The sequence below is a fragment of the Nocardia sp. NPDC003693 genome (assembly GCF_053981095.1).
This window is the reverse complement of sequence record NZ_JBSFNO010000025.1, coordinates 82,129-98,657: the sequence shown is the minus strand read 5'-3', so window position 1 is coordinate 98,657 and position 16,529 is coordinate 82,129. Positions and strand designations below refer to the sequence as shown.

General features: G+C 70.1%; 19 protein-coding genes, 1 tRNA gene and 1 riboswitch. Of the genes, 13 read left to right on the top strand and 7 right to left on the bottom strand.

Going from position 1 to position 16,529, the window contains the following annotated elements:
• Window positions 1-43 precede the first annotated feature (43 nt).
• The 3 genes from ACWDOP_RS25425 to ACWDOP_RS25415 all read left to right on the top strand — a co-directional run bounded on the left by ACWDOP_RS25425 (window position 44) and on the right by ACWDOP_RS25415 (window position 1,959).
• A complete protein-coding gene (locus ACWDOP_RS25425) occupies window positions 44-550 on the top strand; it encodes a DinB family protein (protein ID WP_454204712.1) in 507 nt (168 codons plus the stop codon).
• Between the two features lie 56 nt (window positions 551-606).
• Complete coding sequence (locus tag ACWDOP_RS25420; RefSeq protein WP_456347055.1) at window positions 607-1,824, top strand: DNA polymerase III subunit delta'; 1,218 nt, start codon at window positions 607-609, stop codon at window positions 1,822-1,824.
• A 62-nt stretch (window positions 1,825-1,886) separates the two neighbouring features.
• A tRNA-Thr gene (locus ACWDOP_RS25415) sits at window positions 1,887-1,959 on the top strand.
• Window positions 1,960-2,073: 114 nt separating this feature from the next.
• Here the strand turns inward: ACWDOP_RS25415 and ACWDOP_RS25410 are convergent.
• Complete coding sequence (locus tag ACWDOP_RS25410) at window positions 2,074-3,138, bottom strand: NAD(P)H-dependent amine dehydrogenase family protein (RefSeq protein ID WP_456347054.1); 1,065 nt, start codon at window positions 3,136-3,138, stop codon at window positions 2,074-2,076.
• A gap of 13 nt (window positions 3,139-3,151) precedes the next feature.
• Window positions 3,152-3,940 carry an SDR family oxidoreductase gene (locus ACWDOP_RS25405; RefSeq protein WP_454204719.1) on the bottom strand — a complete coding sequence of 263 codons (789 nt, stop codon included), beginning with the start codon at window positions 3,938-3,940 and terminating at the stop codon, window positions 3,152-3,154.
• A gap of 158 nt (window positions 3,941-4,098) precedes the next feature.
• Between ACWDOP_RS25405 and ACWDOP_RS25400 the strand changes: the two genes are divergently transcribed.
• The 3 genes from ACWDOP_RS25400 to ACWDOP_RS25390 all read left to right on the top strand — a co-directional run bounded on the left by ACWDOP_RS25400 (window position 4,099) and on the right by ACWDOP_RS25390 (window position 5,857).
• The gene (locus tag ACWDOP_RS25400) at window positions 4,099-4,731 is read left to right on the top strand and encodes a TetR family transcriptional regulator (RefSeq protein ID WP_454204720.1); all 633 of its coding nucleotides are present in this window, start codon (window positions 4,099-4,101) and stop codon (window positions 4,729-4,731) included.
• A gap of 256 nt (window positions 4,732-4,987) precedes the next feature.
• Window positions 4,988-5,431, top strand: coding sequence for a DUF2752 domain-containing protein (locus tag ACWDOP_RS25395; RefSeq protein ID WP_456347053.1), 444 nt, complete (start codon window positions 4,988-4,990; stop codon window positions 5,429-5,431).
• Between the two features lie 237 nt (window positions 5,432-5,668).
• Complete coding sequence (locus tag ACWDOP_RS25390) at window positions 5,669-5,857, top strand: hypothetical protein (protein WP_354991483.1); 189 nt, start codon at window positions 5,669-5,671, stop codon at window positions 5,855-5,857.
• A gap of 131 nt (window positions 5,858-5,988) precedes the next feature.
• Here ACWDOP_RS25390 and ACWDOP_RS25385 read toward each other — a convergent pair whose 3' ends face one another.
• On the bottom strand, window positions 5,989-7,302 hold the full coding sequence (locus ACWDOP_RS25385) for an aminotransferase class V-fold PLP-dependent enzyme (RefSeq protein WP_456347052.1): 1,314 nt from the start codon (window positions 7,300-7,302) through the stop codon (window positions 5,989-5,991).
• Between the two features lie 53 nt (window positions 7,303-7,355).
• A riboswitch (SAM riboswitch) is annotated at window positions 7,356-7,469 on the bottom strand.
• A 183-nt stretch (window positions 7,470-7,652) separates the two neighbouring features.
• Between ACWDOP_RS25385 and ACWDOP_RS25380 the strand changes: the two genes are divergently transcribed.
• Complete coding sequence (locus ACWDOP_RS25380; protein ID WP_456347051.1) at window positions 7,653-8,312, top strand: biliverdin-producing heme oxygenase; 660 nt, start codon at window positions 7,653-7,655, stop codon at window positions 8,310-8,312.
• Between the two features lie 117 nt (window positions 8,313-8,429).
• The gene (locus tag ACWDOP_RS25375) at window positions 8,430-9,065 is read left to right on the top strand and encodes a LysE family translocator (protein WP_456347050.1); all 636 of its coding nucleotides are present in this window, start codon (window positions 8,430-8,432) and stop codon (window positions 9,063-9,065) included.
• Between the two features lie 16 nt (window positions 9,066-9,081).
• Here the strand turns inward: ACWDOP_RS25375 and ACWDOP_RS25370 are convergent, their stop codons facing one another.
• The 3 genes from ACWDOP_RS25370 to ACWDOP_RS25360 form a co-directional block, all read right to left on the bottom strand.
• The gene (locus tag ACWDOP_RS25370; protein ID WP_454204828.1) at window positions 9,082-9,546 is read right to left on the bottom strand and encodes a flavin reductase family protein; all 465 of its coding nucleotides are present in this window, start codon (window positions 9,544-9,546) and stop codon (window positions 9,082-9,084) included.
• A gap of 178 nt (window positions 9,547-9,724) precedes the next feature.
• Window positions 9,725-10,198, bottom strand: a complete 474-nt coding sequence (locus tag ACWDOP_RS25365) for a YbaK/EbsC family protein (RefSeq protein WP_454204726.1) — start codon at window positions 10,196-10,198, stop codon at window positions 9,725-9,727.
• Between the two features lie 39 nt (window positions 10,199-10,237).
• Entirely contained in the window at window positions 10,238-10,558 is a 321-nt protein-coding gene (locus ACWDOP_RS25360) for a 2-oxo-4-hydroxy-4-carboxy-5-ureidoimidazoline decarboxylase (RefSeq protein WP_454204727.1), read from the bottom strand.
• A 146-nt stretch (window positions 10,559-10,704) separates the two neighbouring features.
• Between ACWDOP_RS25360 and ACWDOP_RS25355 the strand changes: the two genes are divergently transcribed.
• Window positions 10,705-11,523 carry a crotonase/enoyl-CoA hydratase family protein gene (locus tag ACWDOP_RS25355; protein WP_454204728.1) on the top strand — a complete coding sequence of 273 codons (819 nt, stop codon included), beginning with the start codon at window positions 10,705-10,707 and terminating at the stop codon, window positions 11,521-11,523.
• A gap of 72 nt (window positions 11,524-11,595) precedes the next feature.
• Here the strand turns inward: ACWDOP_RS25355 and ppa are convergent, their stop codons facing one another.
• The gene (gene ppa / locus ACWDOP_RS25350) at window positions 11,596-12,084 is read right to left on the bottom strand and encodes an inorganic diphosphatase (RefSeq protein WP_354991491.1); all 489 of its coding nucleotides are present in this window, start codon (window positions 12,082-12,084) and stop codon (window positions 11,596-11,598) included.
• Between the two features lie 182 nt (window positions 12,085-12,266).
• Here ppa and dacB point away from each other — a divergent pair, with 182 nt between their 5' ends.
• From dacB to hpt, 4 genes are read left to right on the top strand one after another with little or no spacing between them, the layout of a single operon-like run.
• Entirely contained in the window at window positions 12,267-13,691 is a 1,425-nt protein-coding gene (gene dacB, locus ACWDOP_RS25345; RefSeq protein WP_456347071.1) for a D-alanyl-D-alanine carboxypeptidase/D-alanyl-D-alanine endopeptidase, read from the top strand.
• A 13-nt stretch (window positions 13,692-13,704) separates the two neighbouring features.
• Complete coding sequence (locus tag ACWDOP_RS25340) at window positions 13,705-14,811, top strand: zinc-dependent metalloprotease (protein ID WP_456347049.1); 1,107 nt, start codon at window positions 13,705-13,707, stop codon at window positions 14,809-14,811.
• 24 nt (window positions 14,812-14,835) lie between these two features.
• Window positions 14,836-15,849, top strand: a complete 1,014-nt coding sequence (gene tilS, locus ACWDOP_RS25335) for a tRNA lysidine(34) synthetase TilS (protein ID WP_456347048.1) — start codon at window positions 14,836-14,838, stop codon at window positions 15,847-15,849.
• Window positions 15,850-15,865: 16 nt separating this feature from the next.
• Window positions 15,866-16,420 carry a hypoxanthine phosphoribosyltransferase gene (gene hpt, locus ACWDOP_RS25330; RefSeq protein ID WP_454204730.1) on the top strand — a complete coding sequence of 185 codons (555 nt, stop codon included), beginning with the start codon at window positions 15,866-15,868 and terminating at the stop codon, window positions 16,418-16,420.
• The last annotated feature ends 109 nt before the right edge of the window (window positions 16,421-16,529 follow it).

The following is a 16,529-nucleotide window of genomic DNA, read 5'->3' as shown; positions in this document are numbered from 1 at the left end:
CGTAGCGTGTAGGCCGATACGCACCCAGGGGAAGGATCAGCGGATGACCGTCGACAACGAGCGTGAGCAGTTGATCGCGTTTCTCGCCGAGGAGCGGGACCTCTTTCGGATCACCCTGCGCGGGTTGACCGACGAGCAGGCCCGGCAGCGCAGCACGGTCAGCGAACTCACCCTCGGCGGTCTGCTGCACCACATCAACAACTGTGAGCGGCACTGGACGACCATCCTGGTCGAGCGCGACGAGAACGCCGAAATCGATCTCGCCGCAATGGATTCCGAGTACAAGATGGGTGCGGACGAGACGGTCGCCGGACTGCTCGCCGAGTGGGAGGCGACCGCCGAGCACACCGCGAAGGTGATTCGCGAACTCCCGACCCTGGACGACACCGTGCCGCAGCCGATCGCGCCGTGGACCCCGGAGCCGGTGCGGCTGCCGGTGCGCTGGGTGCTGCTGCACATCCTGCGGGAGATCTCCCAGCACGCCGGGCACGCGGACATCATCCGCGAGGCGGTCGACGGGGCGAATTCCACGTATTCGCGCATGCCCTGACGCGCCGCACCCGGCGGGGAGCGGGGGTGTCGGGGGCCGACAGTAGGGTGTACGGCGTGGCAGGAGTCTTCGATCGGCTGGTGGGGCAGGACGCGGTCGAGTCAGATCTGCGGGTCGCGGCGGTGGCCGCGCGGGGTGGCGCGGGGGTCTCGGCCTCGGCCATGACGCATTCGTGGCTGTTCACCGGACCGCCCGGGTCGGGCCGATCCGAGGCGGCGCTGTGTTTCGCGGCGGCGTTGCAGTGCACCGATCCGGAGACACCCGGGTGCGGCACCTGCCACGCGTGCACCACGACGATGGCCGGAACCCACGGCGACGTGCGCCGGGTCGTGCCCGAGGGGTTGAGCATCACCACCAAGGAGATGCGGTCGATCGTGCAGGTCGCCGCGCGCCGTCCCAGTACCGGGCGGTGGCAGGTGGTGGTGGTCGAGGACGCCGATCGCCTGACCGAGGGCGCGGGCAACGTGCTGCTCAAGGTGGTCGAGGAGCCGCCCGCGCGGACGGTGTTCCTGCTGTGCGCGCCGTCGGTGGATCCGGAGGACATCTCGGTGACGCTGCGTTCGCGGTGCCGGCACGTGCACCTGTCGACGCCGTCGGCGGACGCGATCGCGCGGGTGCTGCGCGAGCGTGACGGGCTGCCGGCCGATCAGGCGTCCTGGGCGGCGGCCATCAGCGGCGGCCATGTCGCGCGGGCGCGCAGGCTGGCCACCGACGAGGACGCGCGGGCCCGGCGCAAGCGGGCGCTGGCGCTGGTCGCGGCGACAGCCCGGCCCGGGGTGGCCTATACCGCCGCCGACGAGCTGGTGAAGTCGGCCGATGACGAGGCCAAACAGTTGACCGTCGGCCGTGACGAGCAGGAACGCGAGGCGCTCGCAACCGCGCTCGGCGCGGGCGGCACCGGTAAGGGCGCGGCGTCGGCGACCCGCGGTTCGGTCGGCGTGCTCAAGGAGTTGGAGAAGCGCCAGAAGTCCCGCGCGACCCGCACCGGCCGCGATGCCCTGGACCGCGCGCTCATCGATGTCGCGGGCCTGTACCGCGATGCCCTCGCGGTCCGTTTCGGCGCGGCGACCGCGGACTCGAAATCCGGTGTGACACTGACGCATCCGGATATGGCCGACCAGATCCGCGAGCTCGCGGGCGATGTCCGCCCCGAGGGCCTGCTGCGCTCGATCGAGGCGGTCCTGGATTGCCGCGAGGCCCTGGAGACGAACGTGAAGCCCCGCTTCGCGGTGGCGGCGATGGTCGCGACCCTGATAGCGGCCCGCTCCGCGTGACCGTGACCACCGATTTTCGCGATCCGGCACCGAGACGATAGACTCGCACCGCCGGAAGGCACGCCGCCTTAGCTCAGTCGGTAGAGCGCTTCACTCGTAATGAAAAGGTCGGGGGTTCGATTCCCCCAGGCGGCTCCGCGAAAAGGCCCCCGATACTCGAAGTATCGGGGGCCTTTTCGTGTGGTGGGGCGGGGTTTTCGGGCGTTGTGCACAGGCCCGGGACGGGTGGGGATGGATCCGGCGGACCGGTCAGGAGAACAGGCCGCGGCCGGTCGTCAGGGGGAGGTCGGTGGCGGTCAGGAGGCCGGGGCGGGCCGTGACCACCGCGGGGACCGCGCTGACCAGGCGGGCCGCCGTGCCGACCACGCCCGCTTCGGCGTGGTCGCCGTTGCTGTAGAGCTGCAGGTCCAGGGTGTAGTCGGGTTCGCCCTTGATTTCCACTCGGTAGCAACCCTTTCCGGCCGGTTGGGGCCAGTCGGGGGCGAGGTCGGGGTGCAGGCGGGTGACGTGTTCGAGGGTCAGGAGGGTGCGGTCGCCGCGCACGCCGTGCAGTTGGAAGCGCAGGGCCGCGGCCGTGCCGGGGTCGATGACGCGGTCGCCGACCTTGATTGCTTCGGTGGCGGGGAGGCGTTCGAAATGCTGTGTCACGGTGTCTATTTCGACATCGAGAGCGTTGGCGAGCTGGCGGATGACGCTGCCCCAGGCGAGGGTGAGGACGCCGGGTTGCAGGAGCAGGGGCAGGTCGTCCAAGGCGCTGCCGAAGCCCATGATGTCGAAGACGACCTTGGGGTTGTCGTAGGTGGAGTAGTCCATGATCTCCGAGCAGACGATGGCGTCTATCCGCTCGGAGCCGCTGGAGAGCACCAGGGGCAGCCAGTCGTTGGCCCAGCCGGGGTCGATGCCGTTGACCCAGAGCGAGGCGTTGCCCGCTTCGGCGGCTTCGACGATGGGGGCGATGGCCTCGTCGGGGAGGGTGCCGTAGGGGAACTGGAGGAAGACGGGGCTGCTGGAGACCACGTTGATGCCCGCGCGCAGGAAGGTCTTCAGGTCCTCGACCGATTCCATGAGGCGGTCGTCGGCCATGGCGGTGTGGACTATGCAGTCCGGTTTCAAGGCGATGAGGGCTGCGGCGTCGGTGGTCGCGAGGATGCCGGTTTCACGGTCCAGGCCCGCGAGTTCGCCCGCGTCCCTACCCGCCTTGGCGGGGCCCGATACCCAGACGCCGACCAGTTCGAGTTCGGGCCGGGCCAGGATCGAGCGCAGGGCGCGGCGGCCGACGTTGCCGGTACTCCATTGGACTACGCGATATGTCATGACGGACTCCGGTTCACAGGTCGGGGAGGCCGAGTTCGAGGTTGGGGGCCTCGATGCCGCCGTCGACTTCCAGGATCTTGCCGGTGATGTAGCCGCCGGCGGGGGAGCACAGGAAGACGATCGCGGCGGCGATCTCCCAGGGCTCGCCGAGGCGCTTGAGCGGGGTCGCGGACTCCATGCGGGCCTTGATCTCCGGGTTCTGGGCGACGACGTCCAGGGCCGAGGTCAGCACCGAGCCGACGGCGATCGCGTTCACGCGGATGCGGGGGGACAGGTCCGTGGCAGCCATCCGGGTCCAGTGCGCGAGGGCGGCTTTGGCGGTGCCGTAGGCGAGGAAGCCGCGGCCGGCGGTGCGGCCGAGCATCGAGGAGATCGAGACCACCGAGCCGCCGCCGGTCTGCAACAGGTGCGGGACCGCGGCCTGGGTGAGGGCGTGCGCGGTGGAGACGTTGAAGCGGAAGGCGTCTTCCAGGAACTGGGGGGAGGTGGTGGTGAAGGTGTTCGGCATCGTGCCGCCGACGTTGTTGACGACGATGTCGAGGCGGCCGAGTTCGGCGGCGGCCGTGTCGGCGAAGGCGGTGACGTTCGCCAGGTCCGACAGGTCGGTGGGCACGGTGATCGCGCGGCGGCCCAGGGCGCGGATCTTGCCGGCCACCTCCTCGATCTGCGCCGGGGTGCGGGCGGCGAGGGCGACATCGGCGCCGGCCTCGGCGAGGGCGAGCGCGGTGGCGGCGCCGATGCCGCGGCCCGCGCCGGTCACGATGGCCACGCGGCCGTCCAGTCGGAAAGAATCAAGAATCATCGGGTGCGGTCCCTCTCGGTGATGGCGGTCACACGAAGCTTTAAGAACATTCGCTTAACTGTCAAGGTGGAGTTCTTTCCGCCCTGGTGGCGGCTATTCTGCATACGGTGGAACCGCGCCCGGGCGTGCGGTCGGCGGGCGATGAGGGAGGTGCGGCGATGGCGGTGACCGAGGCACGGGAGCGGATCATCCTCGCGGCGGAACAGCTGATCGCGGAGCGCGGGCAGAGCGTGCCGCTGCGCGACATCGCCGCGGCGGCCGGGCAGCGGAACAATTCGGCGATCCAGTATCACTTCGGGTCGCGGGACGGGCTCATCGAAGCGGTGGTCGAGCTGCGGATGGGAACCCTCGAGGTGCGGCGGCTGGAACTGCTTGCGGAACAGGCGGGTTCGGGCACCGAGGTGGGGGTGCACGAGCTGCTCGAGGCCCTGGTCATCCCCATGTTCGAACTCGGGGAGCGGCACGGGATCAATCACTACGCGCGCTTCCTGGAACAGGTGCACACCCACCCGGCCGTCACCGACGCGAGCAATCTGGAGAGCGAGGCGCGCACGTCGGTGCGAGTCATCATGCAGCGCTTGGACGGTGCGCTCCCGGAGCTGACCCCGCGCCTGCGCGTGCGGCGGTTGCGCGCGCTGTCGACGGCGCTGTTCGCGCTGCTCGCCGATCACGAGCGCGCGGTCGAGGCCGGGCGGATCGCCGCGGGGGATGTGAATGCCTGGGGAGAAATCGTGGACATGCTCGCCGGGGCGCTCACCGCACCGGTCAGCACCCGCGTGCCGCTGCGCTGACGACCCACGCCGGTCTACCTGGCCCGCGCCGGGCCGACCACGCGGGGCACAGCGCGAGTCTGCTCGACCGGGGAGACTGCGGCGGCGCGAACTCTCCGACACCGACCGTTCGGCAGCGAGTGGAGCCGATGTTCGTCATCGTCCGGCGGTGGTCCGGGGTTCGATCGATCTCCCGCGCACCGATTTCCGGTGACCGGGGGTGCGAAGTCGGCGGTGACCTGGCAGGCCCCGGAGGGCGCCGCTAACGTTGATGCTCGTGGACACCGCTCTCGGATTCGAATCCAGGACCCGCCCCAATCGGTGGGGCGTGGGTCTTCCGTTGCTCGTGGGCGGCGGGGTGGCGGCGGGGTTCGCGGCCTTGCACTTTCGCGACCCGCACGTGGAGGGGTCGTGGGGGCTATGTCCTTTCCAGGAGCTCACCGGATATTGGTGCCCCGGCTGCGGCGGGCTGCGCGGGCTGCACAATCTGACCGACGGCCGGGTGCTCGACGCGATCCAGAGCAATGTGCTGATCGTCCCGCTGCTGCTCGGGTTCCTCGTCTTCTGGAGTGTGTGGCTGGTTCGCGCCTGGCGCGGCGACCCGAGGCCCCGACTACCCAAGGTGCTGCCGCGCTCCGCGCTGTGGGTGGTCCTCGTGCTGCTCTTCGCTTTCACCGTGCTGCGCAACACCCCGTGGGGGACGTGGCTCGCTCCGGTGTGACGGGTCGTGGCGGACCGTGCACCTGTGGATGATTCGCCGGCGCATCGCCTCCTGAACGGGAGCTATCGGGCATTTCGTGCGCTCAGTGCCGGTCGGCAGGTTGTGCACAGCTGTGGATAACTCGGCGTTGCACCGTATTCCAGTTGGCATCGAGTTCCGCCCGAGGCGGGCATCGAGTACCGCACCCCGGCGGCGTGCCGGGGGAATGAGAGCCGACTGCCGGGGCATGCTCTCGCTATGAGCGATTCATTGCGAGAGCGGGTGCGGGCCAAGCTGATCCGGCAGTTGGCGGAGGACGGGCCGCCCGACATCGAGCAGGAAGACGGCCGGCAGCTGTCCGTGCAGGACGATCTCGATCTGCTGAACGCCGTGGGCGACGACGACCCGGTGGTGGAGGAACTCGCGGCGCGATACCTGGTGCCGTAGCGCGACCGCCGGCGGATCGGGGCGCGGAGCACCCGCGATCTCGATCGGGTCCTGTTCCCGGTGGCCGTGTCTCACGTGCGGTACCGCGGTCGCATCGAATCCGATTCGATGCGACCGCGAACGCCGGGACGTCAGAACCCGCAGGGGGCCGCACCCGCGTCGGTGGCGGCGAACGGGCGGGTTTCGGGAGAGGGGTTCCAGTGGCCGTCGGTCTTGGCATAGTCCCAGCCCGGACCCTTGTGGACGAGTGTGGATATCGCGTCCACGAGGCGATCGACATCCGCGGCGGTGGTGCCCAGGCCGATGCTGGCCCGCAGTGCCGCGTCCACGCCGAGCCGGGCGAGCAGCGGATGCGCGCAGAAGCGTCCGTCACGCACCCCGATGCCGTGCTCGGCCGACAGATACGCCGCGACCTGCCCGGGTTCGAAACCGTCCACGGTGAACGCGACGATGCCGACCGCGTCGGTGCTGTCCCGCCACACCCGCAGGAAGTGCACGCCGGGAACGGTCGTCAATCCGTAGCGCAGCCGCTGCGTGAGGTACCGCTCGTGCTCGAGTACCTCGGTCTCGTCGAGTCCGGCGAGGGTGTCGCAGGCCGCGGCGAGCGCCGCCACGCCCAGGACGTTCGGCGACCCGGCCTCGTGGCGCTGCGGGGCGGGCGCCCATTCCACGCGGTCCGGGGTCACCGAGCGCACGGCGCCGCCGCCGGCCAGGTAGGGCTCGGCCGCGTCGAGCCAGTCGCGGCGGCCGACCAGCACGCCCGAGCCGAAGGGCGCGTACGCCTTGTGCCCGGAGAAGGCGAGGTAGTCGATGCCCGTGGCGCGCAGATCGATTCGCCGGTGCGGGGCGAGCTGCGCGGCGTCCACCAGGATGCGGGTCCCGCACTGGTGCGCGATCCACGCCAGCCGCTCCAGCGGGAGCAGCTCGCCGGTCACGTTGGACGCGCCCGTGATCGCCAGCAGCGCGGCGGGTTTGGCGCACAGTTCGGCGACCACCCGCTGAACGGTCTCCTCGATGGTGTCCGCGACCGGCACCACCCGGCGGCCGTGCCGGGTCCACGGCAGGAAGTTGGCGTGGTGTTCCACGTCCAGCACGACGGTGTCCCCGGGCACGCAGGCCGCGAGCAGGTTCAGCGCGTCGGTGGTGTTGCGGGTGAACACCGTGACCTGGTCGTCGGCGGCGTTCAGGAAGCGGGCGACCGAACCGCGCGCGGCCTCGTAGCAGTCGGTGGACACGCGCGAGGCGTAGCCCGCGCCGCGGTGCACGCTGGCGTAGTACGGCAGCAGCGCCGCGACCCGGTCGGTGACCTGCGCCAGTGCCGGTGCGCTGGCGGCGTAGTCGAAGTTGGCGTAGTCGATCTCGCCACCCTGGACGAGGGGAACGCGCAGGTCGCAACCGGAGACGGTGGCGAGGGGGGCACAGCTGCGGTCGGCGAAAGCAGTCATCACGAAATCCCATCGGGGCAAGGGACGCGCGATCAGAGAAAGGAATGATCGAGAGTCCGCGCTTGCCGCGCCCGGTCGGGCGGCGGCCCGGTCGTCACCTGGAGCACCCCACCGCGGAGGAGGGTTGCCGACCAGCTAGCCAGGGCTTTGCGCTGGTACTCATGACCTGATTGAGAAGGCTTGCAGACGATCGGCGGCATTGTCAACCCCTTCCGGAAAATCATCCGAAAGTTGGATGGGCTGGGGCGGAAAGGTCGAATCGCGAGAACGTTGCTGACCCGTACAGTCGATTTTGAAGTTAGGGTAGCCAAAGTAGTGCGCCCTGGGAGTTGAAGCGAGGATGCTCGATCATGTTGGAGACCAGCACACCGTTCTCGACGCTCATCCGCACCGCGACCGAGCAGCAGCACGCCGAGGCGGAGCATTCCACGTTCATGCGTGACCTGCTCACCGGTCAGCTGGGCGTGGAGGCGTTCTACCGCTACACCTCGCAGCTGTGGTTCGTTTACGAGGCACTCGAAAAAGACACGGCCGCACTGGCTTCGGACCCCGCCGCGGGCCCGTTCATCCGCCCCGAGCTGGCGCGCCTGGCCGCGCTGGAGACCGATCTGGCCCACCTCGGCGGACCGAACTGGCGTGACGAGCTGACCGCGCTGCCCGCCACCGCCGCCTACGCGGCCCGGGTGCGCGAATGCGCGCGGACCTGGCCCGCTGGCTACGTGGTGCACCACTACACCCGCTACCTGGGCGATCTCTCGGGCGGCCAGGTCATTCGCGGCACCGCCGAGAAGCTGTGGAACCTGCCGAAGAAGGGCGACGGCGTGCGGTTCTACGTCTTCGACGAGATCGCCAATCCGGCCGCGTTCAAGCGCGAGTACCGGGCGAATCTGGACGCGCTGCCGCTGGCCGCCGGCGAGGTCGAGCGCGTCCTGGACGAGGCCCGCCTCGCCTTCTCCCTGAACACCGACGTGTTCCGCGAACTGGGCACGGAGTTCGGCGCGCGAATCTGAATTCCGGACGCCCGGAAGGCCGTTGACCCCGTTTCATCAGGGCGGGGCGGCGGTCTTCCCGCTCACCCATGGCGGTATTCCCTTGCATCCACCTCGGTGATGCGCTGCCATGGGTGAGTGAATCCCGCTCTGCTGCTGAGCTTCATCGGGCTGTGCGTGCTGCTGGCCCTGACTCCCGGTCCCGACACCTTCCTGGTGCTGCGCTACGCCATGGCCGGCCCGCGTCCGGCGATCGCGGCGGCCGCGGGGTCGGCGGCGGGCGGCATCGTCTGGGCGCTGGTGGTCGCGGCGGGTGTCGCGGCGCTGCTGGAGCAGTCCGCCACCGCCTATCGCGTGCTCAAGGTGATCGGCGGAATCTACCTCGTATACCTCGGGGTTCGGGCGCTGCTCGCGCATCGGCGGGCCCGGCGGGAGGCGGAGTCGGAGCTCACGGGCGCGGCGCCGCAGGGGCGCGCCGCCTCGGTTCGCTCGGCATTCGCCGCCGGTTTGCTGTCCTGCGTGCTGAACCCGAAGGTCGGCCTTTTCTATCTCGCCGTGCTGCCGCAGTTCCTCACCAAGGTGACCTTCGCGAACACCCTGGCGCTCGGCGCGATCGAATCCGTCATCGCCGCGATCGAGATGGTGCTGCTGGCGATGATGGCCGCGCGGGCGGTGGAGCTGTTGCGCCGGCCGCGGGTGCGAGATCGGCTGGAGCAGTTGAGCGCGGGGATTCTCGCGGCGCTGGGCGTGGGCACCGCGGCGTCGGCGACCTGACCCTCCACGCTGCGAATCAGTCCGCGATCTCCGCGCGGTGATACGCGCCGTCGTAATACACCAGCGGCCCGACCGCGGGCGCGTCCTCGGTGTTGTCGTGTACCCGCGTCACCAATCCGATGACCAGGGTGTGGTCCCCGATCGGAATGAGCTGGTGCACGGTGGCGCGCACCCAGATCGGGGTGCCGTGCAGCACCGGTTCGCTCGTCTCGAGCGTCGTCCACAGCGACCGGTCGGTGAAGCGTTCCTCCGCGGTCCGGCTGAAGCGCTGCGCGAGGTGCTTCTGGTGCTCGCCGAGGAAGTGCACGACGAACGATTCGGCCTTGGTCATGGCGGCGATGCTCGACGAGGTGGCCGCGATGTTGAACGAGATGAGCGGCGGCTGGGCCGAGAGCGAGGCGAACGAGGTCGCGGTGAAGCCGACCGGCCCGCCGTCGGAGTTCAGGGTGACGATGGTGACGCCCGCGGGGTAGTGCCGCATGGCGGCGCGATACTGCTGGGCGGTGATGCCGCTCAGGTCGTCGGGCACGTGGAGCTCGGCGCCGGGCGTCGGAGAATCGGTCACCTTCCGAACCTACGTTGTCGAGCCGCCGGATATTCCGCACGGTCCGAAATTGAGTCGTTCGGTTTGTCCCGAATGCACGATGCGGTGATCGCGGTCAGTCCACGTCGATGGCCAGCCCGGCGGTGATGCGCACGAGTTCGCCGAAGGTGGTGCGGAAGACCGTGTTCGGATGCCCGCCGGCTGCCCACAGCTCCCCGTGCGCCGCCAGCGCGGTGTCGATGAAGGTCGGCAGATTGAGCGGATGCCCGACCGGCGCGACGCCACCGGCCGGTTGCCCGGTCAGCTGCCGGACCATGGTGACGGGTGCGCGGCAGAGCGTCCCCTCCAATCGTCGCCCGGTGGACTCCAGATTCACCTGGTGCGCGCCCGAGACCAAGAGCAGCACCGGATCGTCGTCCAGCAGGAAAACCAGGGATTTGGTGATCGCTCCCAGTGCGACCCCCAGCGCCTGGGCGGCGTCCTGCGCGGTGTGTGCGGGACGGGGCTGGGTGAGGATCACCCCGTGGTGCCCGCGGGCGATGAGTGTGTCGGAGACTCTGGCAGCGACCGGTGGTAAGGACCTGCGCATGGGACAAGGGTAGAGCGATTGCGGTGGATGTGCCGGGGTTCAGTATTCGGGATATCCCGCTTCCGGCCCGAGCATGCGCGTGAGCCGAGCGCGGGTGATGCGCGCCAGCTCGGCGACCGTCCGGTCCGAAACGGATTCGTGCGCACAGGAATCGAACGCTTCGGCCAGGCCGGCGGGGGACAGGGCGTGCAGTTCCGCGTCGGCGGCGGTGAAGAGGGCGTCGTAGCCCGGGTAGGGCCGGCCGTCGGCGATCTTCTCGGCCCAGGTGACGCTGCAGCAGCATTCGTAGAGGGCGTGGATGGCACGGCGGCGGGGGAGGGAATTGAAGTGGTCGAGGCCGAGCCCGTGATGCATCAGCATCAGGACCTCCATCACGGTGAGCGCGGTTCGGGGGGCCGATTAATGGTCTGTCCGGCAGGTGATCGGAAACCAGTGCGCCGCATCAGATTTAGCACAGGATTTACACCGCCCGCCCGGACCTTCCGCACCCCCGATACGCTGGACCGATGACCGATTGGAAGGCTTTCGAGGTCGAGAGCAAGGACCACGTCGCGACGGTGACGCTGACCGGCCCCGGCAAGGGCAATGCCATGGGCCCGGACTTCTGGCGTGAGCTGCCGCTCATCTTCGGCGAACTCGACGCCGACCCCGAGGTGCGGGCCATCGTGCTCGCCGGTTCGGGTAAGCATTTCTCCTACGGGCTGGACCTGCCCGCCATGGCGCCGGTCTTCGGGCCGCTGCTGGGCGGCGCGCTGGCGGGGCCGCGCACCGACTTCCTCAAGCAGGTGCGGTCCATGCAGGATTCGGTCACCGCGGTGGCGAACTGCGTCAAGCCGGTGATCGCGGCCGTGCAGGGCTGGTGCATCGGCGGCGGGCTCGATCTGATCGCGGCCGCCGACATCCGCCTGGCCAGCGCGGACGCCAAGTTCAGCCTGCGCGAGGCCAAGGTCGCGATCGTGGCGGACATCGGTTCGCTGCACCGGCTGCCGGGCATCATCGGCGAGGGCCACCTGCGCGAACTCGCGTACACCGCCAAGGACATCGACGCGGCGCGGGCGGAGAAGATCGGCCTGGTCAACGACGTGTTCGAGGATCAGGACGCGGTGCTGGCGGCGGCGCACGCCATGGCGCGCGAGATCGCGGACAACCCGCCACTGGTGGTGCAGGGCATCAAGGACGTGCTCGATCAGCCCAAGGCGGGCAAGGTCGCGGACGGCCTGCGCTACGTGTCGGCGTGGAACTCGGCCTTCCTGCCCTCGGAGGATCTGACCGAGGCGATCCAGGCCGTGTTCGAGAAGCGGGCGCCGCGCTTCCAGGGGAAGTAGCGGCCAGCGAAGCTGTGAAAACGACAGGGTGGCACGGAATTCCGTGCCACCCTTCGTCGTGTCAGCGCGAGCTCAGTGGCCCTGCTCCTGCAGGCGCGCGTACGCCTCGGTGACGAGCTTCTCGGCCTTCTCGCGGCCTTCCCAGCCCTCGACCTTGACCCACTTGCCGGGCTCGAGGTCCTTGTAGCGCTCGAAGAAGTGCGAGATCTCCTTGCGCTGGAACTCTGGGATGTCCTCGACGTCCTGGATGTGGTTCCAGCGCTTGTCGCCGGCGGGCACCGCGACGAGCTTCTCGTCGGTGCCGGCCTCGTCGCTCATGATGAGCACGCCGACGGGGCGGGCCTCGACGATCACGCCCGGGAAGACCGGCTCGGGCAGCAGCACCATGCAGTCGAGGGGGTCGCCGTCGCCGCCGAGGGTGTTCTCGATGTAGCCGTAGTCGGCCGGGTACATCATGGGGGTGTACAGGTAGCGGTCCAGCCGCACGCGTCCGGTCTCGTGATCAACCTCGTATTTGTTGCGCTGACCCCGGGGGATCTCGATGGTGACGTCGAACTCCACGTCATCTCCTTTTTCGGTGGGCGGTAGGGCTGCCGACTCGCCAGCTCGTTCGGGGGAACGACTGCGCAACGAGGATAGTGTGGGACCCGGGTGCGTGGGTTCGGCAGGGACGCCCGAGGCTTATTCGACGCCCGAGGCAGACATCAGGGAGACGGCGGCAGGTGGCTCGGAACAAGCAGAACATGGGTGGGCTGGAAGCCAAGCGGCGTCGTAAAACCTGGATCGTGGTCTCATCGGTGCTGGTCGTGGTGCTGGCGGCCGGTACGGCGGTGGTGCTGACGGTGCAGCCGTGGACCGAGGAGTTCCGGCACGGCGGCTTGACGATCGCCGCGCCGCCCTCGCCGGTGCGCGCGCTGCAGCAGCTGAGTCCCGCGCCGGCGACCGCGCCCGCGCCGACGGCCGCCGGGCTGTCGGCCGCGCTGGCGCAGGTGGCGACCACGCCGGATCTGGGTGTCTTCGCGGCCTCGGTGACCGACGCCGAGACCGGAAACGTGCTCTGGACAATGGATCCCGACAAACCCATGATTCCGGCGTCCAACGCCAAGGTGCTGTTGAGCGCCGCCGCGCTGCTGGCCCTGCCGCCCGATCACCGGGTGACCACGCGGGTGATGGCCGGGACCGCGGGCAACGAGCTGGTGCTGGTCGGCGGCGGCGATCCCACGCTCACCGCGCAGCCGGACGGTAAGGGCTACTACGAGAACGGGCCCCGGCTCGCGGACCTGGTGCAGCAGATCCGCAAGACCGGCCGCAAGTTCGACACCATCGTCGTCGACACCTCCGCGTACGCGGGCCCGACCATGGCCAAGGGCTGGGATCCGGTCGATATCGGCGGCGGATCCATCGCGCCGATCGAATCGGTGATGATCGACGGCGGCCGGCTCGATCCCCTGGTCGAGTACTCTCCGCGCACCACCACGCCCGCGCTGGACGCCGGGCGGCGGCTGGCGCAGGAGCTGGGCGTCGATCCGGGGAAGACGCGGATCGGGAACGCCTCCCCGGGCGCGGTGGAGGTCGCCGCCGTGCATTCCGCACCGCTGCGGGATCGCCTGCGCGACATGATGGTTCATTCCGACGACGTGCTGGCCGAGACCATCGGCCGGGAGATCGCGGCGGCCACCGGCGCGGAACTGTCCTTCGACGGCACCGTCACCGCCATGGGCACCACGCTGCGCGCGGCCGGTTTCGACACCGCCGGGCTGACGCTGCACGACACCAGCGGGCTCTCGGTCGACGATCTGATTCCGCCGCGCCTGCTCGATCGCCTGGTCGCGGTCGCGGCGCTGCCGTACAACGCTGGTGCGCAGGCCACTTCGGGCCCGGACGCGGGCGCCGCGGATCCGCTCGCCGCGCTGCTGGACTATCTGCCGGTCGCGGGCGCCACCGGGACCCTCGCCGAGCGCTACACCGAGCGTAATCGCGCGGCGGCGGGCTGGGTTCGCGCCAAGACCGGAACTCTGGACGTGGCAAGCTCGTTGGTGGGGTATGTGCTCGACAACGACGGGCGCGTACTCACCTTCGCGCTGATGTCGAACAAGCGGCTCCCCGGTGCGAGCCGTCCGGCGTTGGATGCCTTCGCCGCGGTCCTGCGCAATTGTGGCTGCTCCTGACGGGTGGATGAATATGACCGAATCCCACGACAATTCGGCCGCCGGTGCTCACCGTGACGGCGTGCTGGTCGAGACCGGTTCCAGGTCCCGTTCGGCGCTGACCGGCGCCGTGGACTGGACGCTGGCCGCCCGCACCGGCGCCGCGCTGGTGCCCGCGGGTCCGCGCACCACCCGGCATGCCGCCGAGCAGGCGGTGGCCGAGTTGTCGGCCGCCTCGATCCGGGCCGAGGGTCCGGTGCGCGAGGTGAGCGGGCTCATCGACGACGGCGCGATTCCGGCGGCGCGGGTGGTGGACCGGCCGGGCTGGATCACCGCCGCCGCCGATTCCATGGCCCAGCTCACCGGCACCGGGGTCGATCCCGAACAGGGCCGGTTCGCGGGCAAGCCCGGCGGCGTGCAGGCCGGGGCCATGCTGGCCTTCCTGTCCACCGCGATCCTGGGTCAGTACGACCCGTTCAGCGGCCCGGACGGGACGCTGCTGCTGGTCGCGCCGAACATCATGGCGGTCGAGCGCGCACTCGGGGTGCCGCCCAGCGACTTTCGGCTCTGGGTCTGCCTGCACGAGGTGACGCACCGGGTGCAGTTCTCCTCCGCGCCGTGGCTGGCGGAGTACATGCAGCGCAACGTGGAACTGCTCGGCGAGGCGGGTGACGAGCCGCTGCAGGACATGCTCGGGCGGCTGCTGGAGGCGGTCAAGGAGCGCCGCCGCGGCGAGCCGGACCCGGCGGGCGGCGTCGTCGGCCTGCTGCGCGCCACCCAGGCCGAACCCCAGCGCGAGGCCCTGGATCGCCTGCTCATGCTCGGCACCCTGCTCGAAGGCCACGCCGACCACGTGATGGACGCCGTCGGCCCGGCCGTGGTGCCGTCGGTGGCCCGGATCCGCTCGGCGTTCGATCAGCGCCGCCGCCGGCCCGGCAACCCGCTGCAGCGCCTGCTGCGGGCGCTGCTCGGCATGGACGCCAAGGTCGCGCAGTACGTGCGCGGCAAGGCCTTCGTGGACGAGGTGGTGAACACCGTCGGCATGGACCGCTTCAACACCATCTGGACCAACGCCGAAACCCTGCCCCGCACAGCCGAAATCGGCGAACCCCAGCTCTGGGTGTCCCGCGTCCTGGGATAGCACGGGACTCCGTGCGACGATCTGGTGGTGAGTGACCGCCTCCGACTGCCCGAGACGCGAGCCGCGTTGGCGCTGCGGCACGCGGTGCGGGGGTGGCTCGGGCGGTACCTGCCCGGGGGTGGGGTGGTGGCCGTCGGGTTGTCCGGGGGTGCGGACTCGCTGGCGTTGACCGCCGCCGCGGTGGTCGAGGCCGAGGCGGTGGACGCGCTCGTCGTCGATCACGGATTGCAGGAGGGGTCGGGGGACGTCGCCGGGGACGCGGTCGCGGCGGCGCTGGCGCTGGGGTGCCGATCGGCGCGGGTGCTGCGGGTCGAGGTCGGGCGGGCGGGCGGGCCGGAGGCGGCGGCGCGGCGGGCACGCTACGCGGCGCTGGATCGGGCGCGGGGCGGGCTGCCGGTGTTGCTCGGGCACACCCTCGACGATCAGGCCGAGTCGGTGTTGCTCGGGTTGGCGCGCGGGTCGGGCGGGCGGTCCATTCGAGGCATGGCCGAGTTCGACGAGCCGTGGGGGCGGCCGCTGCTGGGGGTGCGGCGGGCGGTGACGCGGCAGCTGTGCGCGGACGCCGGGCTGACGCCGTGGGAGGACCCGCACAATCTCGCGCCGGAGTTCACCCGGGTGCGGCTGCGGACCGAGGTACTGCCGCTGCTGGAGGAGGTGCTGCAGGGGGGCGTGGCCCCGGCGCTGGCCCGGACCGCGGCGCAGCTGCGTGAGGACGGCGAGGTGCTCGACGCGCTCGCTGAAAGTTTGCTGGCTGCGTCTCGTAATGAGCGTGGACTCGAGATCGAGACGCTCGCCACTGCGCCGGCCGCGATTCGCCGCCGCGTCATTCGCGCCTGGTTGCTCGAGGGCGGCGCAAAATCATTGACGGACACCACTTTACGTGCGGTGGAGGCGCTCGTGACGCGATGGCGGGGGCAGGGCGGGGTCGCGCTCGGCGGTTCACCGAGTGGGACGAGGTTGGTTGCCGCGCGTGAACATGGCACGCTCATACTTGGCTGGGACCGCGTCGACACCGATGCCGGTCGACACCATCAGTGAAGGGATACCAGCGGACGTGTACGGGGACGACATCGCGTCGGTGCTGATCAGCGAGGACGAGATCGCGGCGAAGGTCGACGAGCTCGCGGCTCTGGTAGCCAAACGTTATCCGGCCGACGCGCCCGAGGGCGATCTGCTGCTGGTGGGCGTGCTCAAGGGCGCGATCTTCTTCATGACCGATCTGGCGAAGAAGCTCACCGTGCCCACCCAGATGGAGTTCATGGCGGTCTCTTCCTACGGTTCCTCGACCTCGTCGTCGGGCGTCGTGCGGATCATGAAGGACCTCGACAAGGACATCGCGGGCCGCAACGTGCTGATCGTCGAGGACATCATCGACTCCGGCCTGACCCTGTCGTGGCTGCTGCGCAACCTGTCCAGCCGCAATCCCGCCTCGCTCGAGGTGGTGACCCTGCTGCGCAAGCCGGACGCGCTGCGCACCCAGGTGGACGTCATGGCCGTCGGCTTCGACATCCCGAACGAGTTCGTGGTGGGTTACGGCCTCGACTACGCCGAGCGCTACCGCGATCTGCCGTACATCGGCACCCTGCACCCGAACGTCTACGGGGGCTGAGGCCGGGGGCGAACGCCTCGCGGGCCCGGTTCCCGATCGAGCCGCCGACCGATTCCGGTTGGCGGCTCGGCTGTCTCCGGGTGTGCGGCGTGTCATCCGGTGGGCGTTT